Here is a 26,215-nt window from a genome sequence, read left to right on the forward strand (position 1 = left end):
CAGTCTTAAAGCCATCTACTTTTTTTCTACACAATAGAATATTTAGTAAGTGAATAAAACATATATTAAGTTCTGTTCATTACGTACTTTTTCGGAGGTTAATATATAAAGATTGAATCAAAATTAGACAAATACAAATTTTTGTATTTATAGCAGTCCTATTTGAGTTGTGAAATATTCTTTATGACAAGGGGGTAGGGGCTAGTCTCTAGTCTCTAGTCCCTTGCATGTGTTTATCCACACATCATTTAGGATTTGTATCTCTAACTTGTTTACATTCTTAAAAGATTTTAACGGATAATTACCATGAATACTGTTTTAGTTGTTGAAGATGGCTTAACAGATATGGAAATAATCAGCCGTTATTTGCAACAGGCCGGTTATTCTGTGATTAGCGCCACAAGCAGTGAAGAGGCTCAAGACAAAATAGATAAAAACAAGCCAGACCTAATATTTCTCGACGTAATTTTACCAGGTAAAAGTGGCTTTGAAATTTGTCGAGAACTTAAGAATAATCCCACTACTAGCAAAATACCAGTTATTTTTTGCTCTACAAAAAATAGTGATGTAGATAAAATTTGGGGTAATATGTTGGGCGCTGAGGGTTATCTATCAAAACCGATTGATCGAGAAGAATTATTAGTAATTTTAAAGCGATTACTTAATTAGTAAAAATTAACAAATTGACAACCACTAGAAGTCACTATTTTTAACATAAAACCTCCGCAAAGATAAAATAATAACTGGAAATAGTGGCTAAAGATAAATAATCAAGCACAAAGGATCAATAGCTTTGGAAACCAAGGAAAAGTTTTTAAGTTTTAATTTGGGAGTCAGGGATACAGCCATAATTTCGTTACAACACATCACAGAAGTTTTGCAAGTATCATTACCAGAAATATGTGGCGTTCCTCAAATGCCCAGTTGTGTCTTGGGTATCTATAACTGGCGCGGTGAGATGCTTTGGTTAGTTGATTTAGAGGCAATGTTGGGTTATTCTCCAATTTCGCAAGGAACAAATTTACTTTCGAGAATGATGGCAATTGTTCTGGAAAACGAGGGTAAGTTTTTGGGACTATTGGTGCGACAGCTTATGGATATTGAGTGCCTGGATACTAAGCAAATGAAAGCCCCAACAGCCGAATTATTTTATCCAAAAATTTCCCCTTTCTTGCAAGGATACTTTATTAATGATTCCGAGGAGATGATTTTTAATTTAGATGCCATATCAATTATCCAAGCTCTTATATGGAAAACTCATAATTAACAAACAATTACTAATTAGGGAGTGACAGAGGCAATAGGAGAATGAAAATCAACAAAACTTGCTTTTTGTTTTGTGATTATCCCGTGATTAACAATTAACAATTAATGAGGTTGAGTTATGAAGTTTTTGTATCAGAAGAATCGAAAGAATGATCCCCTAGCTAATGAATTAGAAAATCAGAATGGGAGTGCGGACGTAGTAAATATTGTTAGTAACGAAATATCATTATTAAGTGCGATCGCTCAAGAATTTAAAAGTTGTAGAAAACAGTTACAAGACATTGCAACTCAGATGCGTAAAGCCTCTGATATCGATACTCTAGTCAAAGTCACTGTAGACCAAATCAGAGAGAAGATTGGTTGCGATCGCGCCTTGATTTATCAATTTACTTCCTTTGATTCTGGTACTGTTTTAGCAGAATCAAGAACCCTAGATTGGACACCAGCTTTAGGCGAAAATATTCCGATAATTCTTTTTGGTTACTACACAAATCAAGACTATTTAGAACCTGTAGCTATTGATAATATCAATCATCTACAACTTACCGCTTATCAAAAGCAGTTGTTAGAGAAATTCCAAATCAAAGCTAGTTTGAGTTTACCAATTACAGTAGAAGGTAAAATATGGGGCTTACTAGCAGTAAACAATTGCTCCTCACCACGGCAATGGCAGGAGGCAGAAATTAGCCTATTATCTCAAATTACAACAGAATTCACCTACAAATTGCAGAGCTTTGAATTTCAAAAAGAATTACAAAAGCGAACACAGGCAAAAAAATCAGTAGGTCAAGTTATCGAAAAAATTCTTCACGTATCAAGTCTCGAGAATATTTTTCAAACAACCACTCAAGAAATACGGAATTTGCTACGATGCGATCGCGTAGGTGTTTATCGCTTCAAACCTGACTGGAGTGGCGAGTTTGTATCTGAGTCGGTGGGTAATGGTTGGGTAAAAATGGTCGGGCCTGATTTTTATATGGTCTGGGAAGATAGCCACTTGCAAGAAACCCAAGGAGGACGTTATGCCAAGGGTGAAACTTTTGTAGTCAACGACATTTATCAAGCGGGTCATGCTCAATGCCACATTGATATTTTAGAACAATATCAAATGAAAGCTTATATCATTGCCCCAATTTTTACTGGAGATAAATTATGGGGCTTGTTAGCAGCTTATCAAAATTCTGGGCCTCGTGATTGGCATCCTTGGGAAGAAAATTTTCTGACTCAAATTGGCTTGCAATTTGGTGTAGCTGTCTCACAAAGAGAATATGTGGAACAAGTGCAGAAAAAATCTGAGCAATTAACTCAGATAGTTGCACAAGAAAAAGCTTTAACCAAAATAGTCAACCGGATTCGACAATCCTTAGATGTAGAAAGCGTCTTTAGAACAACCACTCACGAAGTACGGCAATTACTAAAATGCGATCGTGTCACTGTCTTTCGTTTCAACCACGACTGGAGTGGTGAATTTGTAGCTGAGTCAGTAGATCATGGTTGGATAAAATTGGTAGACCCTGATATTAAAACTGTTTGGGCAGATACCTACATGCAAGAAAATCAGGGAAGTCGATATACCAAAACTGAAAGCTTTGTTTGTAATGACATTTCTCAGATCAGTCGTTTTCCTTGCTACGTAGAAATGTTAGAGCAATTTGAAATTAAAGCTTATGTAACTGTAGCTGTATTTTCTGGGGACAAATTGTGGGGCTTGCTGGCAGCTTATCAAAACTCAGGTTCTCGTGATTGGCAACCTTGGGAAGTCAACTTTTTGACTCAGATTGGATTGCAATTTGGTGTAGCTATATCACAGGCAGAATATCTGGAACAAGTGCGGATAAAATCTCAAAAACTAGCTCAATTAGCAGAACAAGAAAAAGGAATCACCAAGCTAATCAACCGCATTCGACAATCATTAGATGTCGAAGAAATATTTAAAACAACCACTCAAGAAGTACGGCAATTCTTAAAATGCGATCGCGTTGCTGTCTATCGCTTTAACCCCAACTGGAGTGGCGAATTTGTGGCTGAATCAATGGGTCATAGTTGGGTAAAACTAGTAGGACCTGATATCAAAGTTGTCTGGGAAGATACCCACTTACAAGAAACTCAGGGAGGTCGATATACCAAAGGTGAAACCTTTGTCGTAAATGATATCTATAAAATAGGTCTTACGCCCTGCCATATTGAGATTTTAGAGCAGTTTGAAGTTAAAGCTTATGTAGTTGTTCCTGTATTCACTGGAGAAAAATTATGGGGCTTGCTGGCAGCTTATCAAAATTCTGGAACTCGTAATTGGGAAGAATCGCAAGTCACCTTATTATCACGCATTAGCGACCAGTTAGGACAGGCATTACAACAGACTGAATATTTGCAACAGCTACAAGTGCAATCAGCAAAATTAGCAGAAGCGGCTACACGCGACAAAGCAGCCAAAGAATTACTGCAACAACGATCTATTCAACTCCTAACAGCCCTTAGACCTGCCCTAAACGGCGACTTAACAGTACGCGCACCCATTACAGAAGACGAACTAGGTACGATCGCAGATGCTTACAATAATACCCTGCAAGCGCTGCGGCAAATCGTTATTCAGGTACAGGGGGCTGCTCAACAAGTTGCCGAAACTTCTAGCAATAGCGACGCTTCACTAGCTGGACTGACTAATCTAGCACAACAACAATCTGAGGAAATTACCGCAGCTTTAGATGACATTCAACAGATGGTGGACTCTACTCAAGCTGTAGTGGCGAATGCAGAGTTAGTGCAACTAGCAGTGCAACAAGCCAATCGAACTGTAGAGTCTGGCGATACCGCCATGAATCTGACTGTAAAAGCAATCCAAGGAATTCGAGAAACCGTTGCTCAAACTAGCAAAAAGATTAAACGCCTCAGCGAATCCTCGCAAAAAATCTCCAAAGTGGTGAATTTGATTGGTAATTTTGCCACACAGACAAACGTATTAGCTCTGAATGCAGCCATTGAAGCTACTCGTGCCGGTGAATATGGCAAAGGCTTTGCAGTTGTAGCTGATGAAGTCCGTTCTTTATCTCGCCAGTCAGCAGCAGCAACCATCGAAATCGAAAAATTAGTCCAAGAGATTCAAGCAGAAACCGGGGAAGTTGCATTAGCGATGGAAACAGGTATTCAGCAGGTAGTAGAAGGTACAAATCTTGTCAGTGATACTCGCCAAAACTTAAATGCGATCGTTTCTGCAACTGCCGAAATTAGTCAGTTAATCCAGCGAATTACCGCAGCCACTCAAAAGCAAATGACGCAATCTGTAACAGTCACAAAATCAATGCAAGATGTAGCAGAAATTGCCCATAAAACTTTTGCTGAATCTCAAGAACTTGCGACTGTGTTTCAAGATTTATCAGGAATGGCGCAAGAGTTATTAACAACTGCTAGTAAGTTTAAGGTCAAATGAATTTTAGATTTTAGATTTTAGATTTTGGATTATGAATGAGGAAGATTTTAAGCGGAGAACAAAGCAGTTAGCATTGCGAGTAATCCGCTTAGTAGAAGCCCTTCCACAGAGTCGAACGGCAGAGATAATTGGCAAGCAGCTAATCCGTTCAGCAACATCTGTGGGAGCTAACTATCGGTCAGCTTGCCGTGGTAAATCAACTGCCGATGTCATTGCTAAACTCAGCTTGGTAGAGGAAGAAGCCGATGAAAGTCTTTATTGGATGGAACTTATTGTTGAGGTTGGTTTGTTACCTTTAGAAAAAGTAAGCAACTTGATGTCAGAAAATACCGAAATTCTGGCAATGACAGTTGCATCAATCAAAACTTTACGTAACAAATCCAAAATCCAAAATTTAAAATCTAAAATCTAAAATATGATTACAGATAACGAAATCCGCGAACAAGGATACATCTACTTTCTAGCTGAAGCCCCAGAATTAGTCCAAATTATTGAACAAGAACTATTTAGCTTATCGGAAGGTTATAGCATTGCTAAAGTTCATAACTTAATGCGGGCTACTCATACACTTAAAGGTGGCGCTGCTAATGTTGGGCTAGAAGTAATTAAGATGATAGCCCATTTTTTAGAAGATGTATTTAAGGCTCTATATAATCCAAATGTGGTAGTTGATGCCGAATTACAAACACTTTTATTACAAGCTTATGAGTGTCTTAGCATAGCATTAAATACCGAATTAATCGGCAGTACTGTTAATGATGAAGAACTGCTTCATCGAACGACTTCAGTGTTTGCACAGTTGCAAGAAAAGCTGGGTGATGCATTTGGTGCTGAGACTCATATTCCCACTTCTGAAGAATTGGGATTTGATATTGTCCAGTCCATTTTTGAAGTGGGAGTAGAGCAACGTATAAACAGTATTGCTGAAGCTGTTAAGAATCCGCCAAGTCATGACGAATTTATCGAGTTTTTACACTCTCAAGCTGAGGTGTTTCTCGGTTTAGCGGAATCTCTAAATTTACCTGGATTGGGAGAAATTTCTCAAACAATTCTGTCAGCGCTGCAAGCAAACCCCACTCAGGTGCAGCAAATTGCAGAAATTGCCCTTGCAGATTTGCAAGAAGCACAAAAATTGGTATTAGAAGGCGATCGCACTTCTGGCGGAAAAACTTCTCCAGCTTTGCAAAAACTCACGACAGTGGCAAATAATGAGTTGTCTGGAGAATTACAAAATAATTCAGAAGAACAATTTTACCAATTTATCACTACATCTGATAACGATAAAAACGAATCAGTAAAGCCTACAACTGCAAAGTTTTATTTAAAAGTCATTCGCTACATTTTTGGCTGGTTTAATCACGAAATCAAAATACCAGAGGCAGAGCTTAATTTTGATTTAATGGTTCCCAGATTAGAAAAAGAAGTTTTACTTGACTATATCGATAATTGGCTGAAAAAGTTTCTTGATTTTATTCAAGATGAACAAGATAGTCAAAGCCTTTCTATTTATCGACATGGGATAATTTTAATCATTTTATTTGCTGTCAATAAATTCCAGTATTCTGTTAATAAATCTGACAGCTACATTTCAATAATCAAAATATTACAAAAGCGAATTTATAGATTAGCACAAGAATATAAAAACTATCCTCCTGTTACTAGCAAAGAGAAAAATTGGCTTGATAGTCCCAAATTACAAACACTCTTAGTGCTTAAAGAAATACCTAATGTATCTTCTCAAACAACTGAGAACCTACTAGAAGCAATATGGGGAGAAGAAGCTAGCGAAAACCTTACAGAGCAAGGGGTAACAACCGCAAATGATGATTCTTCAGGAAAACTTGATTCATTAACTGTCAATGAACAGGTAGTTATAAATGTTCCTGAAACAGCTATTGAAGTCATGCCTGATTTAGCTACACAAATCAACAAAGAAATAGAAGATAAATCGCAGTATGTTCAAACTAAAAACTTTCGCCAACCTTCATTTATTCGAGTAGATACAGAGAGACTGCAACACCTCAATTATCTAGCTGGGGAATCGTTGATTTACCAAAAACGGCATAGTTTGCAAGATGAACAAGTCAAAGAAATAATTAGCCAATTAATCCAGCAACTCACTAGACACCAAACAACTTTAAATGAATTACGTGATTTACCATTACAAATACAAAATATTGCCTCACAACAAACGCAAAATTTTGCAGTGAAATTTGACTCTTTAGAAATGGATGTATATACAGATTTTCAGATGACATTGCATGAAGCAATAGAAGAGACACTACAACTACAAGAAACCACAGAGTCTCTTGACTTGCTTGTGACGCAAGCTGTCCAAATTAGTGACAAACAAGAAAAATTAACTCTTAATATTATAGATAGCTTAGTAGAAGCACGAATGTCGCCTTTGGGCAATATCCTGAATCGCTTCCCCCACATGGTAAATAAGTTGGGGAATGTTCATGCCAAACTTGTAGAATTGAAACTTACTGGTACTGAAGTACTAGTAGATAAAGCGATCGCAGAAAAGCTGTACGATCCTTTGTTACATTTAGTACGTAATGCTTTTGACCACGGTATCGAAGCTCCGCAACTTCGCCGAGAGTTTGGTAAACCAGAACAAGGGTTAATCGAAATCCGCGCCTATCATCAGGGTAGCCAAACTGTTATCGAGGTTCGGGATGATGGTCAAGGATTAAATTTAGACAGAATTCGCAGAAAAGCTGCTGAATTTTATCCCATACAAACTGAAGAAAAAACTAGAACCTATGCTTCTAATCTGGTTGAATCTCAACTGTTAGATATGATATTTTCACCTGGATTTTCTACTGCTGTTAAAGTGAGTGAAATGTCTGGGCGCGGTATGGGGTTAGATATCGTGCGGACTCAGATGCACGCACTTAATGGCTCTATTTCAGTTCAATCCTTACCTAACCAAGGAACAATATTCATACTCAAAATTCCTTTTTCTATGACTACCGAAAAACTAATGCTAGTTCAAGCCAAAGGTGTTGTTTATGCTCTTCTTTTGGACAGCATCGAAAAAATCTTGATTCCCTCTGAGCAGCAGATTAAAGAAATTGAAGGTAAAAAAGTTTTACATTGGAATACAGACAATGATGAGACTATGGTCAGCCTCTGTCAACTTTCAAAGTTGATTAATTATAATAATTCATGCTTTAATAATGATACTTTATACAATACATCAAGTAATCATGATCCAAGCATAGCGAAAAATCCGGTGCTTTTGCTACGACGAAATCAGGGAATGTTTGCTTTAGAAGTTGACCAAATAATTGGTGAACAAGAACTGGTAATCAGACCTTTAGGAAATGCGATCGCACCGCCAAAATACATTTATGGTTGTAGTAGTTTAGCTAATGGTAATCTCATCTTAGTGATTGATGCTTCATTACTGGTATCTAACGAGCTTCAACAAACAACACTTGATGTCATGGCGCTACCAGTACCTTCTTTGTCAAATAAAAAAGCCTTAGCGATATCAGGACATACTTTTTCATCTACACCATTACTTGCTGCATCTACTTTCACAACAACTATAGAAATCCAACCCAGTTATTCTCAAGAACCACATAATCAATCATCAAAAGTTGTTTTAGTAGTAGATGATGCAATTAGTCTCCGGCAAACTCTGTCTCTGACTCTACAAAAATCTGGCTATCAAGTAATACAGGCTCAAAATGGTGTAGAAGCTCTAGAAAAGTTGCAGTTACATCCTGAAATTCAACTTGTCGTCTCCGATTTAGAGATGCCACGAATGAATGGTTTTGAGTTGTTGGGTAACTTACGCCAATACCCCAATTTAGCAAAAAAACCTGTAGTGATTCTCACTTCTCGCAGCGCTGAAAAACATCGCCAGCTTGCTCAAGAATTGGGTGCAAAGGCTTACTTGACTAAGCCTTATTTAGAGCATGAGTTTCTTTCTACAATTAAGGAGTTAATTAACAGTAATACAGATGATTTAAACCATTTAGTCATTAGTCATTAGTCATTCGTCATTAGTCATTCGTCATTCGTCATTGTGTTTTGGTACATCCCTCGTACCGGGCTTCTTCTACTTCGCTAACGTGGCCGAAAAAAACTTTCTGATTAAAGGCTAATTCAAACCAAGTTAAAGAGTGGGCGTGGTATCTCAAGAACTAATCACTCTCACGTTGCGGTTTGATATTTTGGTAAATGCGATCGCCTTAATTACCAGGTAGGTTATTTGGATCTACACCTAGAGAACGTAAATACTGGGCTAATTGTTCAGCCCTTTGTCGCTGCTGTTCTGCCTGTTCTGCATCTGTCAAATAGCGATTTCCTTGCTGATCATACCAACATAAAAACTCCTGTTGTATCCCGGCAATTACAGCTTGGTGTCGCCCAATACCTAACCCCACCTCTGGCATCAAATAAGGTTCACCTATTTGTAATTGGTAGTTTCCATCTATTAACTTATATACTTCAAAGGGTTGATGTTGGTCGCGTAGCCAAAACTCAGGGTTATAAATTACGTAGTACAATACACCGAGTTTTTTATATATATCTAGCTTCTCGTCGTATTCACCTCCTGGGGTATGGGATACCATTTCTAATGTGAATATTGGAACTACCCCATTTTCTTCCCAAACCGCGTAACTTTTGCGTGATTTGCCACCCTTTTTCCGTTCTACTCCCACACTTAAAAAAGCATCTGGCACTACAGGTACTCTGGGATTTACTCCCGTGGTGTGATATAATCCCATATCTACCCCGAAGTACCAATCCATACGATTTGCCCAAATGGAGTTGAGTAAGAAGAGTAAAATATTGGGCAAAAAATTTTGATCTTCGTTATCCACTGGCGTATCGTCTGAACAGGGAAGTTCATCAGTAGTTGGTAACGCATTTTTGAGATCAGGTGAGAGCATAACCGTTGTCTCGCTGGCGTTTTATGCCCTTATTATATATAAATGAGTGACGAAAAGTTTAGCGTTTGGGTGCAGCCTCGCCAAACTTAATTAAAAGTGCGATCGCAATACTAACAAGCAAAATTAACGTCATACTTAAGGCTGAACCAAATCCCCAATTTTGCGTTGCTCCGAGAAACTGGTTATAAATTAACCGCGCCGCCGTCATACTAGAAGCACCACCAAGTAATTCTGGATCGACAAAATCCCCCAAGCCTGTGATGAATACAAGCATAGAAGCAGCCGCAATTCCCGGAAAAATTTGCGGTACGGTTACTTGGCAAAAAGTTTCCACCGGATTTGCACCTAAATCAGCCGCCGCTTCTAGCAATCGCTTGTCTAGCTTTTCGAGAGAAGCATATAAAATCAAAACCATATAGGGTAACAAGCTGTAACTCATGCCAATAAATACAGCTTGACTCTGGTTAAGTAATTCCAAAGTGGGCAAGCCTAAATTGCTGAGTAAACTGTTGAATAAACCAGTAGGACGAAGAATTGTAATCCAAGCATAAGAACGAAGTAACGAGGAAGTCCACAAAGGTAAGACAAAGGCTAATAGCAGCAAATTTCGCCAACGCTGCGGCGCTATCTGAGCAATCCAATAGGCGACGGGGAAGCCCAAAATTAAACAAATTATTGTAGTGCCAAACGCAAAAAATAGCGATCGCACAATTACTTGCACATAAAGAGGGTCAAATATTCTAATGTAATTTTTGAATCCGTTGGGATTGACTAAATCTCCTGGGCGGATGTCTGCAACTAAACTTAACTGGAAAATTATTAAAGTTGGCAGCACCAACAAAAGTAATAACCAAATCCCAGATGGTGCAAGTAATACCAAAGGTTGCAGCCAATTCGCTCGTGGACGATGCAATTCTTCTATTTTAGAAATATCATTCGTTTCAAAATTCATCACTTGTAACTCCTAAATTGTACAGACGCGATTAATCGCGTCTCTACTCCTAACAGACGCGATTAATCGCGTCTCTACTCCTAACTCCTAACTCCTAACTCCTAACTCCTAACTCCTAACTCCTAACTATTTTACCCGCTAGTTAATTGTGTCCAATAGCGATCGTAAACCTCTTCAAATTCTCCTACAGGAGTAACACGTTCACAATTTGCTAAAAGGGACTCTGAGGGAAATAAACTACTATTGTTTTGGATTGTTTTTGGTAATTGCTCAAATCCAGCACTATTAGGCGTAGAAATACTCAGACGTTGACTGATTTGGGCTGCTAATTCTGGTTGCAAAATCATGTTAATCCAAGCATAGGCTCCAGCTAAATTGGGGGCTGTTTTAGGAATTACAATACTGTCTGTCCATAATGAAGAACCACTGCGGGGAATTACATATTTTAGTTTAGGGTTTTCTTTAGAGATTCTCACCGCATCTGCTGAATAGCACATTGCTAATAGTAAATCTCCTGCCAGAATTTGATTTTGCCAAGCGTCGGTGTCAAAACGTGCGATCGCAGATTTTAGCACCTTTAACTTTTCATAAGCTTGTTTGATTTCTTGTTCATTTTTTGAGTTGTAAGAGTAACCTAGCATCCGTAACGTCGCACCCATCACTTCTCGAACATCATTGAGCAAGGTCATCTGCTGATTAAGTTGCTTTTGGTTTTGCCAAAGGTAATCCCAATCTTGTGGTGCATCTTTGATTTTTTCAGAATTGTAAAGTAAACCTGTTGTCCCCCAGTTAAAAGGGATGCTATATCGGTTATTGGGGTCATAGCTAGGATTCTGAAACCGGGGGAATAAATTCTCTAAACCGATTAAGCGATCGTGATCTATTTCTGTTAATAAACCTTTCTTTACCATCTTCTGCACCATGTAATCGGATGGGTAGATGATGCTATAAGTGCCACCGCCTCCAGCTTGCAATTTCGCCAGCATGACATCATTGGAATCATACACATCCGCTAGCACTTTCATGCCGGTTTGGGCGCTAAAGGTTTTCAATAATTGGTTGTCAGTATATTGCGTCCAGGTAAAGATATAAAGTTGGTCACGTTGACCCGAAGTATTAGAGTTAGCACGGACTTCAGCTAGCCTCCAGCCACAACCAGCTAAAGATAAGCCAGAAAGCCCTCCCACCCCTTTTAAAAATTGGCGTCTGTTAGTCATTCAGTTAGAAGCTGTTTATCAACAACCTCTAGATTACGGTATACTTAGTAGCCCCTGTTGTGATTTTTGGGGATAAATGTGTCAATCTTCACACTTACTGTAGAACTTGCTTAATCTATGGTGGTTGTCCTGCCTCAAAGAGATCCTTGCATGGAAGGAGTTCTTCATCATACGGGTATCAGTGGGACAAGAAACCCAAAGTTTTTACAGATGAAATTATGTAGATTTTGACTATATAGCTTAGACTAGTAAATCTATCATCATATTTTTTATAGCTTCAATCAATAGGCTGTTATGCTCTTCCCAAGAAAGCCAAACAAGTTTGTAGAGAATTGCGGCACAAAGTAGTTAAATATGTTGTTAAACATTTGTAAACTGTTAGCAGCCGAGTAGCCGCGTGTCACATCTTGTTAAGGAATTATCATGAGACAACTTGTTATTGCTGAACGCGTATGCCTCATTGGTCATATCGTGTCAAAAGCCTTTGGACTGGTAGGGATGCTACTGGTCGTACCTAATGCTGAAATACTTTTCAACTTATCGCAGGTTGGAGAAACTGCCGTACAGTTAAGTATGGCAGGTGGCGGTGTAGTTGATATCATCTTGGGGACAATAGCTGTCTCTATTTATGCTTACCGGACGCTGGGATTGGGAACTTGGCTAGCATTTATGCTGCCAGCTATGTTTATCTCCTTGGGGAGTGAACTACTGGGAACCAGCACAGGTTTTCCATTTGGTGATTATAGCTACTTGAGTGGCTTGGGTTATAAGATTGGGGGGCTAGTTCCTTTCACAATTCCTTTATCTTGGTTCTATGTTGGGCTGTCGTCTTATTTAATTGCGAGAACTGGTTTGAAAGTGGCCCAAAAACCCAGTTTGGGACGCCATATTGCGGCTATAGCCGTTGGTGCTTTACTCTTCACTTGCTGGGATTTTGCCCTTGAGCCAGCGATGAGTCAAACTTCTCTGCCTTTTTGGTATTGGGAACATCCAGGAGCTTTCTTTGGCACACCTTACCAGAACTATGCAGGTTGGTTTGGCACTAGTGCCCTATTTATGAGTGTGGCAGGATTGTTGTGGAGAAACGCTTCGATTAAATTAGAGCGATCGCAACTTAATCTACCCTTAGTCGTTTATTTAACTAACTTTGCCTTCGCTGCCGGACTAAGCTTGGCCGCTGGATTCTCTATCCCTGTGTTGCTCGGCTTATTCCTTGGTGTAGTTCCCGCCGTGGCTCTGTGGTTAAGCAGTTCAACCACACCCACTCAAATTGCTGTTGAACCAGCAAACAAGGAAGTCTCGGTGGTAAGAAACGTTAAAGTTGCCTTGAAATAAGTCGATAAATTAGGGAGTGGGGAGTGGGGAGTGGGGAATAGGGGGATGAGGGAGCAGGGGGAGAAATCAATTCAAAATTCAAAATTCAAAATTAAAGAACTTCTGCCTTCTGATTCCAGCAAGAACTGCCTCCTCTTTCCCAATGACTAATGACTAATGACTAATGACCAATGACTAATGACCAATGACCAATGACAACGCTTTAATAATAGAAAGCGCCATTTCCCTTTTATTGGTACTTATCCAAGTACCAGCAACGGCGATTCTGTTTTCGCGCCTGCTAAAGGGGCCAAGGCGGCTTCCTCCAATAGAACCGCAACAGCCGACACTGGAGCTTTTGGGTAAGGTTAGCGTCGTCGTTCCCACACTGAACGAGGCACTTCGCATTAGCCCGTTGTTGGCTGGTTTAAGTCATCAAAGCTACGAAGTTCGGGAAATTATTGTTGTAGACAGCAAGTCTGTTGATGGTACACCCGACTTGGTAAAAGCGACACAGCAGAAAGATCCGCGCTTTCGCGTAATGACAGATGACCCCTTACCCTCCGGTTGGGTGGGGCGTCCTTGGGCGTTGCATAACGGTTTTTTATCTAGTTCTGAGGGTAGTCAGTGGTTTCTGGGGCTGGATGCTGATATTCAACCGCATCCTGGTTTGGTTGCTGGTTTGGTGAAGACGGCCGAAGCACAGGGCTATGATCTCGTTTCCCTTTCACCCCAGTTTATTCTCAAATATCCGGGAGAGTGCTGGCTACAACCAGCTTTGTTGATGACTCTGCTTTACCGATTTGACCCGGCTGGGATCAATACAGAGCAGCCAGAACGGGTGATGGCAAATGGACAGTGTTTTTTGTGTCGCCGCTCCGTTTTAGCTGCTGTGGGTGGCTATAGCAGTGCGAGTGGTTCTTTTTGTGATGATGTCACTTTGGCACGAAATATTGCTGTTCAAGGGTATAAAGTAGGCTTTTTAGATGGCGCAAAAGTGCTGAAAGTACGGATGTATGAAGGGGCGATGGAGACGTGGAAGGAATGGGGGCGGAGTCTCGACCTCAAAGATGCAACTTCTCCTTCGCAGTTGTGGGGAGATTTATGGCTACTCACATCTGTTCAAGGTCTACCTCTTTTAATTGTCCTGAGTTTTGCGTTGATTTCTCCCCCACTTTCTTACTCGCTACAGACGCGATTAATCGCGTTACCCACTCCCCCACTTCTGCTGCTGGGACTAAATTTATTCTTGGTGGTAATTCGCTTTGCTATGCTAATTGCGATCGCACCTTCTTACGATCGCAAAAGCGCCAAAGGCTCATGGTTATTCTGGCTTTCCCCTTTTGCCGATCCCTTAGCCGTGCTGCGAATCTTCTTGTCTGCGTTCCGCAAGCCACGCGAGTGGCGAGGACGTAAATATAGTTAGGAGTTAGCAGTTAAGAGTGAGGAGTTAAAATTCATAACTCATAACTCATAACTCCTAACTCATAACTCCCTACTCCTCCTCACCTCCTACTTGATCCCCGCGTTCTAGTTCCCAAAGAATTTGATTTCCTTCACGGCGTACCCGTGACACTATCCAGTTTCGCCAGCGCCATTGATCTCCACGACTAGTAACAGCACTGGCGTGGACATCCATCAAGTCTGCTAACTCAGAACTGGTGATTAAGTAGCCTTTTTCTGAAATTTCGTCAGCGATACGCAGAGTTTCGACCAAGCTGCGGAGTTGCGAAACCCTCATTTCTGGCGGTTTTTCATCGGTTGCGGCCGCAGTTGGCCCAGTAGATGGTTCCATAACGGTTATTTCTGGTGCAGAAGTACTGATTTCTTGGGGACTTTGGTTAATTATTCGAGAGTTTTTTTCATAATCAGCTACTTTTGCTACATTTAAGTCATTTTTGCAAGGTAAAGATTTATAAAAATTTGTTGGAGTTAATTGTTGTAGCGAAGGAATTTTACCACTGGCATAGCTGCGAGCGATCGCATCACAACGTTCGTTACCTATGTTACCAGAATGTCCCCTAACATATTGCCATTTTACCTGTTGGGTATTGAGTTCATCAAGAGTTTCCAAAAGCTCTTGGTTTTGGACGGGTTTACCATCTGACTTTTTCCAGCCTTTCTGTTTCCAGCCTTTCACCCACTTGGTAACGCAGTTAATTAGGTATTCGCTATCGGTATGCAGGGTGATGGGTTGGGTTTGTTGAGATGTTTGCAGGAATTGCAGGGCTGCGATCGCAGCTTGCATTTCCATTTTATTATTAGTGGTATGAGGGGAACCATCGCCCATTTCGTGGATTGAACCATCGCTAAAATAGACGACAACTCCCCAACCGCCAGGGCCAGGGTTTCCGGTGCAAGCACCATCGGTGTATATGCTTTGGATTATGGGTTGAATGGACATGGTTTAGGATATCGAACCGCAAAGGACGCTAAGGACGCAAAGACAAGAGTGACTCGCTGCAAATTTTTTCAAGAACATCCAGGCTATTATACTGGTTCGTACTCCGGCAACAACGCTCCACAAGAAGGCTGTTGTGGTCAAAATGGTATTTTGCTATTCGTTGGGTAACGCTGATGCTTAACCGATGAGTATTGCCATAAGTGTTAATCAGGAATTTGGGAAGATATCCGAAAAGCTATAGGCTCAGGATGTAGGCATAAAGTGTTATACCAATTTGAAAAAAGAATGCGACAAATAGACCATTTGTAGAGACGCGATTCATCGCGTCTTTACCCAACGATGTGTTGCAATCATCAATTGAAATGGTATTAGTTTTTTGCTCATTGTGGTTTAAGTCATGTAGAGAAACCCACGAAAAACCTAACTCTCTTCCCGATGCTCTTAGGGGGAAAATTCCAAGTCTCTCTTTTTTTAGGAGAGAGACTTAGAGAGAGTTTTTCCAGATCCCATGAAAAATAAACTGTTATCATTTCTGCAATAATTTGAGCTAAATATCTTAAATTATTCCAGAGAGTAGAGACGTTGCAATGCAATGTCTCCACACACGAGAACTACATACGTTTCAAATCTTGTAAAACTGCGGTGGCTGATTGATAGCGATCGCTAAAATGATAACAAACCATTTTATCTAAAATTGCCGCTAATTCTTCGCTCACTTGCACTGTTTGCCGCCACATAATATTACCTGTTTCTGGATCTGGGTGGAGGTCTTGTGGTGGTATCCCTGTTATGGCTTGAATGGCAATCATTCCTAAAGCGTAAATGTCACTGCATAAGCGCGGATGACCAGCAAATTGTTCTGGAGGTGCATAACCCCGCGTTCCGATGGCTACTGTGGCTAATTCTGTTTGCTCATTACTCGGCGGTTGCATCAATTTCACAGCACCAAAGTCAATCAATACCAGCCGATTATCTTGAGCGCATCTAATAATATTAGCCGGTTTGATATCACGATGAATAACTCGATGCTGGTGAATAAATTCTAGAACTTCTAAAACTTGTTTGAGCATCTCGATTACAAATGATTCATTCTGCACATTCTGCACAGGTGGTAATTCTTCACTGAGAGTATGTCCCTCAATATATTGTTGAATCAAATAAAATTCTTGGTCATCTTCAAAATAAGCAAGTAGTTCGGGAATCTGATGATGTTTACCCAAACATTGTAATATTTCAGCTTCACTATCAAACAACCTCCGAGCAACTTGCAAAAATCGTGTATCTTGACGGGCTGGCATTAACTTTTTAACTACACAAATCGGATTACCTGGGCGTTGAGTATCCTGTGCTAAATAAGTGCGGCCAAATCCACCTGCACCGAGAACTTGAGATATTTTGTAGCGTCCACCCAAAAGCAAATCACCTGATTTTATTTCTGGTGAATCAACTGGGGGAGGAAAATCAAGATAGGAGTCGGGAAGTGCTGTTTTATCTTCTAAGAGTACATTTAATTGAGCGATCGCTTCTTGTTGTTTTTCAACTTGCAGAATAATCACCTGAGTTTGTCGCTGATTTTGGTAGCTAGTATAAGTAATCACACAGATGCTACTAATCACCAAAGCCAGTCCAGAGGGAACTAATGGTATCCATCCGCCTTGCAAAAACAAAGCAACGCAGATTCCTACTAAGCCAAGTAGAGTTGTCCCGACCACCACTAGCAACAGCAACGGATTTTGCCACCGCCATGCTATAATTCCACCTAAAAGCGACCAGCCCCACATCCAAATAAGTTCCGCCGAGTCAGGCCAATACCAAATTAGAGGTCGTCCATCCAATACTGTACTAATGAGTTGACTTGCTATCTGTGCATGAATTAGCAAGGCGGGCATTCTAGGTGGTTGATCTGGCAAAGCACTGTAGGGTGTATAAAAGCTACTTTGACCGAAATTAGCTGCTGTAGTGCCAATAATTACAAGGCGGTCTTTGATTAAACTGGGTTTGACTTGTCCAGTGAGGACTTGTGTGAGGGTTACTTCGTCAGCGAGGCTGTTGGGGTGACGGTAATTTAATAATATTTGATAGCCATCTGTATTCAGATGTTCGTAACTACCGGAATTCGGTTGTAAACGCGGAAAGATAATTTTACCTAACTGAAAATCTCCTTTATTAATAAAGTCATATTTAATGCCTTGTTTATCCAGATAATTAATTGCTATAAGCGCACCAAATGCAAATGAAGTTGTACATTTTTTTTCTGGAGAGTGAACAAATAACAAACTGCGGCGGAGAATTTGGTCGTTTTCATTGTCAGCAACCACATTGCTAAAACCAACATTATCTATAGGAAAGTTTGGCGGTGGTGGGATTTCATCTTTACCCAAGGTGTTGAACAAACAGGTGCTGAAGATGTTATCTTGATTTTGGAAATTAGCCGCCAAATAGTTGTTTTCTGGTTGGAAAAGATATAAACCAACAATTCGCGCTTGATAAGACTCTATTTTCTTTAATAGCTGATTGATTCTACGATCTGATATAGTCCCTTTATCTTGTTTAAGATCCTCGTCAGTGATTTTTACTAGCAAAATCCGCCGATCGGGTGCTTCTGATGGACGCGATCGCAACATCTGGTCATAAACTCTCAACTCCCAAGGCTGCAACCATTTGAGTTCCCGAACTCCCCAGATAAAGGCGGTAACTCCTACACTGGTAACTAAAATCATTTGCAACCAGTTTTTGCTCTTGGAAATTTCACGGGAATCCTGAACTTTGACAAAAGGCGCACGGAATTTTTCTAATAGTCCACTAATCACGGCGTTGCGGCGGTAGCCTGAATTGGGTAGATGTTGCAGGCACAGAAGTTAATTTTCTGACTCTAGGTTAAAAGCTGATTAAGCTGAACTTCTATATTAATGTAGCAGTTTACTTGCTGCTTAGAGACTAGATAAGCGATTGCCCTATGCAGCTAATCATCCATTTGAGATGTTTGAGCATCTTCAACAGGACTGGCAATTGGGAAAGAAATAGGATTAGTAGATGGGGTTAGTGAATCTAACTGGGATTGTTCGAGTGATGCTTCGATCCTTGAATCAGCAAAATAGGAGTCGAATATCTTATCATAGTTAGAAGCAACGGCTAAAAAAGCTCCACCCAAAATATAGATAGGTAATGGCAAATTAAATTTTTTTAACCAGTCAAACAGTTCCGCCAAAGCAAACAGCACTAAAAAGCAGGCAAGCCAAACCCTCATGTTTTCATTCCCTAGATTGAAACAACTCTATAACTAGCTTAAATAGGTTGCCTAATAGTTGATGTAGTACATAATCACCAACTTACAACCTCTATAACTCTAGATAGATGTAGTGAGAGTTATAGCATCTGCCATATTCCAATATCTACTAAAAAAATAAAAATAATATTTAGCTTATGCCTGCAATCGAACAGCCAAGGATTGCATAGTTAGTTCGTTAGACTCGGCAGTACCTCAAACTTCCACAGGTAAAACTGGCAACGATATTAGGGGTTTAGCAATCTCAACAGGCGGCTTTACGGGCAGCATCTCGCACTGCGCGTCTGCAAGGCATTACGGCTGGCTGCGCTTTCTGAATCTCTGACTCCGGCACAGGTTGCTGAAGTAATGGTAGAGGGCAGAAAACGCTAACCTGATTAAAGACGAGTTTCTAGCAGTTCTTTCTCATAAATTGCGATCGCCACTCAACCCAATTTTAGGATGGTCTAAGCTACTCCAAACCAAAAAACTTGATGAAAAGACAGGGGTAGTCCTAATTTTTTATTTGGAAGTCCCTTAAGACTCAATACGCTTGGGTTAGCGCCAAGAACCTTAAACTGCGTAGGTTGGGTTGAGGAACGAAACCCAACATTTTCGGTGTTTTGTTGGGTAACACTAAAGTTCAACCCAACCTACGATTATCCTTAACCCAAGCGTATTGCCTTAAGACTCAAGAATCCCCAGACTTTTCGATTAAACGAGTGTCCTCTGTCTTTTTTAGGTCAATACTTGTCTAGATTTTGAATAGTAGGATCTTCTAAATTATCTAGTTTGTCAGAATTGCTCGTTGAGTTGGAGGACTTGTGATAAAAACCACCTACCTCTGCCAAAGTATAGAGGGGCCTAGCTTTAACTTCTTCATAGATGCGCCCTATATATTCGCCTAAGATGCCCACACTGACTAACTGCACAGATCCGAGAAAGAAAATTGCCATCAAAATAATCGTAAACCCGGTTAAAGGCGAATGGGGGAGAAAAAGCCGCCAATACAAGATTAATAAAGCCATGAAGATGGCCGCCGCCGCCGCTACTAACCCTAAGTAGGTTGATAACCGCAGTGGCACTATTGAAAAGGATACTAGACCATTAATGGCAAGTGCTAAAGATTTGCTGAAAGTGTATTTAACTTCCCCAGCAAAGCGGGGGTTGCGCTCGAACCGAATTGCTGTTTGCTCAAAACCAACCCAAGAACGCAGACCACGGATGTAGCGGGTGCGTTCTGGCATAGAATTGAGAATATCTACGATCTGCCGATCCATTAAACAAAAATCACCAGTATCAGTAGGAATCTCTACATCTGCAAGCTTTTTGAGGATGCGATAAAAAAAGTAGGCAGTAAAACGCTTAAACCATCTTTCCTTGAGGCGTTGAGTCCGTTGAGCGTAGACGACTTGATAGCCCTGTCGCCATTTTTCAATCATGTCGGGGATTAGTTCTGGTGGATCTTGTAAGTCAGCATCAAGGATGATGATAACTTGACCCCGGACAAAATTCAGACCAGCCGTAACTGCAATTTGATGACCAAAGTTACGAGCAAAGCTCAGATAGCAAATGCGCGAATCTTTTTGATGGAGTTCTCGTAGTAGTTGTAAGGAGCGATCGCGGCTACCATCATTGATTAAAATTAATTCGACAACACCATCGAGCCGATTCATTACTGCACTCAGTCTGCGGTATAGTTCAGGAATAATTTCTTCTTCGTTATAAATTGGAACAATCAATGAATACTTTGGTAGCATCTAATGAATCTCGTTTAAATTTTGAACAGCCAAGCTGATAGACTGCTTGCGATCGTAAAGCTTTGGTTCTCAGTATTAACAAATATACCTAGCAAGATTCAAGTCCCATTCCGATAATTTATTTATCAAATCGCTGTAATACCCCTGCCTCAACGTTTCGTAGGCAGGGGATGTAAAGCGGTCAAAAACGAAACACCTTCTGACCAAAATTGAGCGTAAGCGAAATCAGGGAAGAAGGTAGTTGAGTTTTTGACAATCATGATATACTATTTATGTGGCAAAAATGGACATAAATGATCGTATTTGAGGCAAAACTTGAGGGACTAGACGAGCAGTATCGAGCGCTTGATGAAGCTATTCGTACTGCTCGTTTTGTGCGTAATAGTTGCCTGAGATACTGGATGGACAACAAGGGTATTGGACGCTATGACCTCAACAAATTCTGCGCTGTGCTTGCAGCCAGTATTGAGTTTCCTTGGGTTGCCAATCTGAACTCAATGGCAAGACAAGCACACGCCGAAAGGGCGTGGTCTGCAATCGCTCGGTTTTTTGAGAACTGCAAAAAAAGCAAACAAGGATTGAAGGGATTCCCAAAGTTCAAGAAAGAACAGACTCACGGTTCTGTAGAGTACAAAACCTGTGGGTGGCGACTTTCTGATGACCGCAGGTATATCACTTTCTCGGATGGCTTTAAAGCAGGAACTTTCAAGCTTTGGGGAACTCGTGACCTGCATTTCTATCAACTCAAACAGTTTAAGAGAGTGCGGGTTGTGCGTCGTGCGGATGGGTACTATGCCCAATTTTGCATTGACCATGAACGAGTAGAAAGGCGAGAACCAACGGGTAAAACTATTGGTATTGATGTAGGTTTGACTCACTTCTACACCGATTCTTTCGGGGAAACCATCGCCAATCCCCGACATCTTCGTAAAAGCGAGAAGTCTTTGAAACGGTTGCAACGCCGATTGTCTAAGACTAAGAAGGGTTCCAATAACAGAATTAAGTTTAGAAATAAACTTGGCTTAAAGCATCTCAAAGTAAGTCGCCAGCGTAAAGACTTTGCTGTTAAGACAGCAAGGTGCGTAGTGAAGTCTAACGACCTCGTGGCGTATGAAGATTTGCAGGTGCGAAATATGGTCAAGAATCACCCCTTGGCTAAATCGATTAGTGACGTGTCGTGGTCGCTGTTTTGTGAGTGGGTTGAGTATTTTGGTAAAGTGTTTGGCGTGGTAACTGTTGCAGTTCCACCCCACTACACCAGTCAAAATTGCTCTAACTGTGGTGAGGTTGTTAAAAAGACTCTTAGCACTAGAACTCATGTTTGTCCTCACTGTGGGCATACCCAAGATAGGGACTGGAACGCAGCAAGAAATATATTAGAAAAAGCATTGAGTACGGCGGGTCACGTCGGAACTAACGTCTCTGGAGACATCGACCTCTGCGTGGGTGGGGAAACTCCTCCAAGTAAGTCGGGTCGTGGAAAGAGAAAACCCAAAGAGTGATCTTTGGAATCCCCACCCTCAACTCTTAGTAGGGTGGGGAGGATGTCAATCTTTGGATTTATGTAAGTAAGTAGGCGAGAATAAATCAAGCTAAGTTAAGTAATGTAAAAAATATTGAAATTAGTTCGTAGAGAGGACTAAAGTCCTCTCTACGAGACGCTGCGCGTAGCTTGCTTCCCCGCAGGGGTACACTACGAACCTTTAATTATTTACACCGCTCTACTTAATCTGAATCTGATTCTTTAAGGCTTTCTACAGCTTTTTTGGCAAAATTTCGACGATGACGATACCAAGTAGACCCTGCTACCAGGGTTCCAGTTAAGCCCAAGGCGAGTACTAGCGGCAAGAAATCGCCTGTTTTGACTGCCTTCAAACCAGAACTACCTAGTAATACAAAAGGTAATACACTAGGAACAGTACCAAGTGTTGTACCTAGAACATAATCTTTAAAGCTGATGGAAGTTAGTCCAGCCACAAAGTTGACCAAGCCATAGGGCATGATTGGTACTAGTCGGATGGCAAACATATAAAAAAGCCCTCCACGCCGCACCTCAGAATCCATAGCTTGCCAGCGTCCTGCTAGTCGCTTTGCAACTGTTTTACGTCCAATAGTCCGAGTAAAAATAAAAGCAATTATTGCTGCAATGACTGCTGCAATACTAGTCCAGAAAGTACCCAGCCAAGGGCCAAAAATTGCACCTCCAGTCAAATTTAGCACTGTTGAGGGCAAAACTAACATCGTTGCCACAACATACAAAGCAACATAAATAACAGGTGCCCAGATACCAGAAGATTTTAGCAAAGCTTGAATTTGTGCTGGTTCAATGCCGCCAATCAGATATACTGCTATACCAGTTGCAATTATGCAACTCAGTGTGAGTACTAAAATACCAGCTTTCAAGTTCCACACTAGAATACTCCTGCTTTTTTTGTAATACAATCCATCTTTGGCAAATTTCCCTTTTAATAATTCTTGAAAACCTTGGTTTTGGAAAGTGAGGTATATCCGTAGGGGTACAGCAGTGCCCATACGTGTCAACTTAACGTGAAAGCCAGCTTAGAAACAGCTTTTAGGATTGCCTCGTTCCCAGTCTGAGACTGGGAACGCCCGTCCTTGGGGCTGCCGCCTCAAGACTTGCGGCAGAGCCGCAATGATCAGCATTTCCAGCCAGAGACTGGAAACGAGGTTTTAAAAGAGTTTTAGCTTAAGTTGACACCAATGAACAGTGGCCATACGTGTCAACTTAAGCTAAAAATCGCTTATCTGTTGGCGAACTCACCCGCCTTGGAATAAATTCCTTTGGCTTTTAGCTAAAGTCTACTTAAGTAGACTAAAGATTTTATTTAGTCATCTTCAGATGACTTTCGCTATTATTCTTGGAACTTCAGTTCCTTGCGGGACATAGCTTTTACGTTAAGCTGACACCAATGGGGGCTGCCATGCCCCTATACCTGGCGATATAATCTTATACCGCTTCTGAATAGGAACAGCTATAAATTATTAGGTACTACCAAAAAATAAATTATCCAATCTTAATTTGTAGGGGCGTTGCTTTCTTAACGCACCGTCTATATTAATCTGTTACGGTACGTTGTGCTTCTGGCTAACGCATCCTACAAGTTAGATATTTTTTTAATTGCAAGTTCCTAAGAGAGTTATTTTTTATCTGTTCATGACACTGGTTTTTTAAATAATTTCCTGTAAAATACTAATAAAAACTACGGCAACTACGTCGAATTAACGGTATTTAAGTTTCTCATACCCTGACAAACATGCAAATTCTCTGGTTTATTCCGACTGGATCTCATGACGGACGCTATTTAGGCACAGATATTGGCTCTCGTATTGCCACACCTGATTATTTGCAGCAAATTGCCCAAGCTGTGGATAATTTAGGCTACACGGGCGCATTGTTACCCACCGGGAGTTCTTGTGAAGATGCTTGGATTACGGCTGCTGCTTTCATCTCTGTTACCAAACAGATGAAATTTCTTGTAGCAATTCGTCCAGGAATTACTTCTCCAGGTGCTGCTGCACGGATGGCAGCAACATTTGACCGGATTTCTAAAGGAAGATTGTTGATTAATGTGGTGACAGGTGGAGATCCGGTGCAACTTGCTGGGGATGGCTTGCATCTTAGTCATGACGATCGCTATGATTTAACCGATGAATTTCTCACAGTTTGGCGGGGTATCGTCAGTGGGGAAACAGTGGATTTTAAAGGAAACTACCTGGATATCAAAGGTGGTAAACTCCTATTCCCACCAGTTCAAAAACCCTATCCACCCTTGTGGTTTGGTGGCTCATCTGCTGCTGCAAAGCGGGTTGCTGCTAAACATATAGATGTTTATCTGACTTGGGGTGAACCTCCAGAACAAGTAGCCCAAAAGATTGCCGAAGTTCGGCAACTGGCGGCGGAACTTGGTAGAACAGTCCGTTTTGGGATTCGCTTGCATGTAATTGTACGAGAAACCGAATCTGCGGCTTGGGATGCTGCCAATGAGCTAATTAAGTATGTAGATGAGGATGCGATCGCATCTTCTCAAAAAGACTTGGCTAATTCTGATTCTGAAGGACAACGGCGCATGAGTCAACTCCATAGTGGTAGTCGAAAAACCTTAGAGATTAGCCCCAACCTCTGGACAGGAATTGGATTAGTGCGGGGTGGTGCTGGTACAGCCCTAGTTGGAGATCCCGACACCGTTGTGGCTAGGATGCTGGAATATCGCAATTTGGGCATAGAAACTTTCGTGTTTTCTGGATATCCTCATTTAGAAGAAGCGTATCGCACTGCTGAATTATTATTTCCACGCCTACCTTTACAGAGTGAACCGACACCGCTAACTCCACCAGTCGTCAGTACTTTTAGCGAATTTGTCACTAATGAAAAACTTGCGAAACATCTAACAAGTGCTTCATGACAATGCCAACTTTATATTTATGATTTGGGATTTGGGATTAAGCAAAAACATCAAAAGCTTAATACTTCTAGATTTATCTTTGTGAACAATCTAAAATCTAAAATCCCAAATCCAAAATGAAATGAGGGAGTAGCAAATAGTGAAACTAATTTTACCCGATCATCTCATTGCTGATATTGAGCCACACCTACCATCTGATATAGATGTTGTGGAGGTGGATAGTGAAGGTAATCTTGATGGTGATGTCAGTGATGCAGAAGTTTATGTTAACGGATTTTACCTGAAAACCTCTACCCATGACAAAGTACTGACAGCCGCACCCGCGCTGCGTTGGCAACAGTCACCGAGTGCTGGCGTGAATCACATCCTCACACCAACTTTTTTGCAAAAAGATATTATCCTCACTAATGGTGCAGGGGTTCATGCGATTCCAATTTCGGAATTTGTACTAGCATTCATGCTCTATCACGCCAAGAATCTGCGGAAATTGCAAACTTTGCAGAATGAACACACTTGGGTAAGAGGAGTATTTCTCGAAGAGTTGGCAGACGCGAATTTATTAATTCTCGGTACTGGGAATATAGGTAAAGCGATCGCATCTCGCGCTAAAGCCTTTGGAGTCACAGTTTGGGGTAGTCGTCGCCATCCCGAACCCCTACCAAATTTTGACAAAATTGTGGGTGCTGATGAATGGCGATCGCTCCTGCCAGCAGCAGATTATGTAGTTATTGCTACACCATTAACTCCAGAAACTAGAGGCTTGATCGATGAAACTGCATTGCGCTCTATGCGTCAGTCAGCTTACTTAATTAACATTGCTCGTGGTGCGATCGTAGATGAAGCCGCATTACTCACCGCACTCCGTGAGGGATGGATTGCGGGTGCTGGATTAGACACAGTAGCTACAGAACCTCTGCCGCCGGAAAGTCCCTTGTGGTCTTTGCCAAACGCCTTTATCACCCCCCATTGTTCAGCCCTTTCGCCACGCCTCAGAGAGCGAATAGCACAACTATTTATCGACAATCTCAAACGCTACCAAACCGGTCAGCCCTTGCGAAATGTCGTAGACAAGCAAGCAGGATACTAAAAAATGGGGAGTAGGGAGTAGGGAGTAGGGAGTGGGGAATGGGGAATAGGGAATGGGGAATAGGGAAGAGGACTTGGGGACAAGGAGAAAGACTCGTTGCAAGTTCTCACTCAAATCACCTTGTCCCCCCTGCTCCCCCTGCTCCCTCATCCCCCACTCCCTACTCCCCACTCCCCACTCCCCACA

At 41.2% G+C, this 26,215-nt stretch carries 18 protein-coding genes and 1 pseudogene; 11 read left to right on the forward strand and 8 right to left on the reverse strand.

Annotated elements, in window-relative coordinates; genetic code table 11:
- The first annotated feature begins 306 nt into the window (after positions 1-306).
- The 5 genes from D1367_RS05970 (at position 307) to D1367_RS05990 (ending at position 8,702) form a co-directional block, all read left to right on the forward strand.
- Positions 307-669 (forward strand): response regulator transcription factor, encoded by a 363-nt coding sequence (locus D1367_RS05970; protein WP_118164495.1) that lies wholly within the window; start codon positions 307-309, stop codon positions 667-669.
- A 124-nt stretch (positions 670-793) separates the two neighbouring features.
- A complete protein-coding gene (locus D1367_RS05975) occupies positions 794-1,267 on the forward strand; it encodes a chemotaxis protein CheW (RefSeq protein ID WP_118164499.1) in 474 nt (157 codons plus the stop codon).
- Between the two features lie 117 nt (positions 1,268-1,384).
- Complete coding sequence (locus tag D1367_RS05980) at positions 1,385-4,693, forward strand: GAF domain-containing protein (protein WP_118164504.1); 3,309 nt, start codon at positions 1,385-1,387, stop codon at positions 4,691-4,693.
- Between the two features lie 31 nt (positions 4,694-4,724).
- A complete protein-coding gene (locus tag D1367_RS05985) occupies positions 4,725-5,105 on the forward strand; it encodes a four helix bundle protein (RefSeq protein WP_118164507.1) in 381 nt (126 codons plus the stop codon).
- Positions 5,106-5,108: 3 nt separating this feature from the next.
- Complete coding sequence (locus D1367_RS05990) at positions 5,109-8,702, forward strand: hybrid sensor histidine kinase/response regulator (RefSeq protein ID WP_118164511.1); 3,594 nt, start codon at positions 5,109-5,111, stop codon at positions 8,700-8,702.
- A 199-nt stretch (positions 8,703-8,901) separates the two neighbouring features.
- Here D1367_RS05990 and D1367_RS05995 read toward each other — a convergent pair whose 3' ends face one another.
- The 3 genes from D1367_RS05995 to D1367_RS06005 form a co-directional block, all read right to left on the reverse strand.
- The gene (locus D1367_RS05995; RefSeq protein ID WP_118164516.1) at positions 8,902-9,606 is read right to left on the reverse strand and encodes a Uma2 family endonuclease; all 705 of its coding nucleotides are present in this window, start codon (positions 9,604-9,606) and stop codon (positions 8,902-8,904) included.
- A 58-nt stretch (positions 9,607-9,664) separates the two neighbouring features.
- Positions 9,665-10,558, reverse strand: coding sequence for an ABC transporter permease (locus tag D1367_RS06000; RefSeq protein WP_118164519.1), 894 nt, complete (start codon positions 10,556-10,558; stop codon positions 9,665-9,667).
- A 131-nt stretch (positions 10,559-10,689) separates the two neighbouring features.
- A complete protein-coding gene (locus tag D1367_RS06005; protein WP_118164522.1) occupies positions 10,690-11,775 on the reverse strand; it encodes an ABC transporter substrate-binding protein in 1,086 nt (361 codons plus the stop codon).
- Positions 11,776-12,198: 423 nt separating this feature from the next.
- Between D1367_RS06005 and cruF the strand changes: the two genes are divergently transcribed.
- Both cruF and cruG read left to right on the forward strand, forming a co-directional pair.
- Positions 12,199-13,110, forward strand: a complete 912-nt coding sequence (gene cruF / locus D1367_RS06010; protein WP_118164525.1) for a gamma-carotene 1'-hydroxylase CruF — start codon at positions 12,199-12,201, stop codon at positions 13,108-13,110.
- 184 nt (positions 13,111-13,294) lie between these two features.
- Complete coding sequence (gene cruG / locus D1367_RS06015) at positions 13,295-14,515, forward strand: 2'-O-glycosyltransferase CruG (protein ID WP_118164530.1); 1,221 nt, start codon at positions 13,295-13,297, stop codon at positions 14,513-14,515.
- 69 nt (positions 14,516-14,584) lie between these two features.
- On the opposite strand, the gene rnhA is transcribed toward cruG, so the two are convergent.
- The 3 genes from rnhA to D1367_RS06030 form a co-directional block, all read right to left on the reverse strand.
- Positions 14,585-15,493, reverse strand: coding sequence for a ribonuclease HI (gene rnhA / locus D1367_RS06020; RefSeq protein ID WP_118164533.1), 909 nt, complete (start codon positions 15,491-15,493; stop codon positions 14,585-14,587).
- 611 nt (positions 15,494-16,104) lie between these two features.
- Positions 16,105-18,303 carry a CHASE2 domain-containing protein gene (locus D1367_RS06025; protein WP_118164537.1) on the reverse strand — a complete coding sequence of 733 codons (2,199 nt, stop codon included), beginning with the start codon at positions 18,301-18,303 and terminating at the stop codon, positions 16,105-16,107.
- 152 nt (positions 18,304-18,455) lie between these two features.
- Positions 18,456-18,740 carry a hypothetical protein gene (locus D1367_RS06030; RefSeq protein WP_118164540.1) on the reverse strand — a complete coding sequence of 95 codons (285 nt, stop codon included), beginning with the start codon at positions 18,738-18,740 and terminating at the stop codon, positions 18,456-18,458.
- Positions 18,741-19,137: 397 nt separating this feature from the next.
- Here D1367_RS06030 and D1367_RS33220 point away from each other — a divergent pair.
- Positions 19,138-19,260, forward strand: a pseudogene (locus D1367_RS33220) (histidine kinase dimerization/phospho-acceptor domain-containing protein); the annotation flags it as partial.
- Positions 19,261-19,501: 241 nt separating this feature from the next.
- Here D1367_RS33220 and D1367_RS06040 read toward each other — a convergent pair.
- Positions 19,502-20,518, reverse strand: coding sequence for a glycosyltransferase family 2 protein (locus D1367_RS06040; RefSeq protein ID WP_118164544.1), 1,017 nt, complete (start codon positions 20,516-20,518; stop codon positions 19,502-19,504).
- Between the two features lie 293 nt (positions 20,519-20,811).
- Here D1367_RS06040 and D1367_RS06045 point away from each other — a divergent pair, with 293 nt between their 5' ends.
- Positions 20,812-22,020 (forward strand): RNA-guided endonuclease InsQ/TnpB family protein, encoded by a 1,209-nt coding sequence (locus D1367_RS06045; RefSeq protein ID WP_118164548.1) that lies wholly within the window; start codon positions 20,812-20,814, stop codon positions 22,018-22,020.
- A gap of 223 nt (positions 22,021-22,243) precedes the next feature.
- Here D1367_RS06045 and D1367_RS06050 read toward each other — a convergent pair whose 3' ends face one another.
- Positions 22,244-23,050: a TVP38/TMEM64 family protein gene (locus D1367_RS06050; protein WP_225892333.1), complete on the reverse strand. Its 807-nt coding sequence runs from the start codon at positions 23,048-23,050 to the stop codon at positions 22,244-22,246.
- Positions 23,051-23,793: 743 nt separating this feature from the next.
- Here D1367_RS06050 and ssuD point away from each other — a divergent pair.
- Together ssuD and D1367_RS06060 are read left to right on the forward strand one after the other, a co-directional pair.
- The gene (gene ssuD, locus D1367_RS06055) at positions 23,794-24,942 is read left to right on the forward strand and encodes an FMNH2-dependent alkanesulfonate monooxygenase (RefSeq protein ID WP_118164552.1); all 1,149 of its coding nucleotides are present in this window, start codon (positions 23,794-23,796) and stop codon (positions 24,940-24,942) included.
- Between the two features lie 136 nt (positions 24,943-25,078).
- Positions 25,079-26,029 (forward strand): D-2-hydroxyacid dehydrogenase, encoded by a 951-nt coding sequence (locus D1367_RS06060; RefSeq protein WP_118164556.1) that lies wholly within the window; start codon positions 25,079-25,081, stop codon positions 26,027-26,029.
- Positions 26,030-26,215 lie beyond the last annotated feature (186 nt).

Origin of the sequence: Nostoc sphaeroides (assembly GCF_003443655.1) — a bacterium.
GTDB classification, from domain to species: Bacteria; Cyanobacteriota; Cyanobacteriia; order Cyanobacteriales; family Nostocaceae; genus Nostoc; species Nostoc sphaeroides.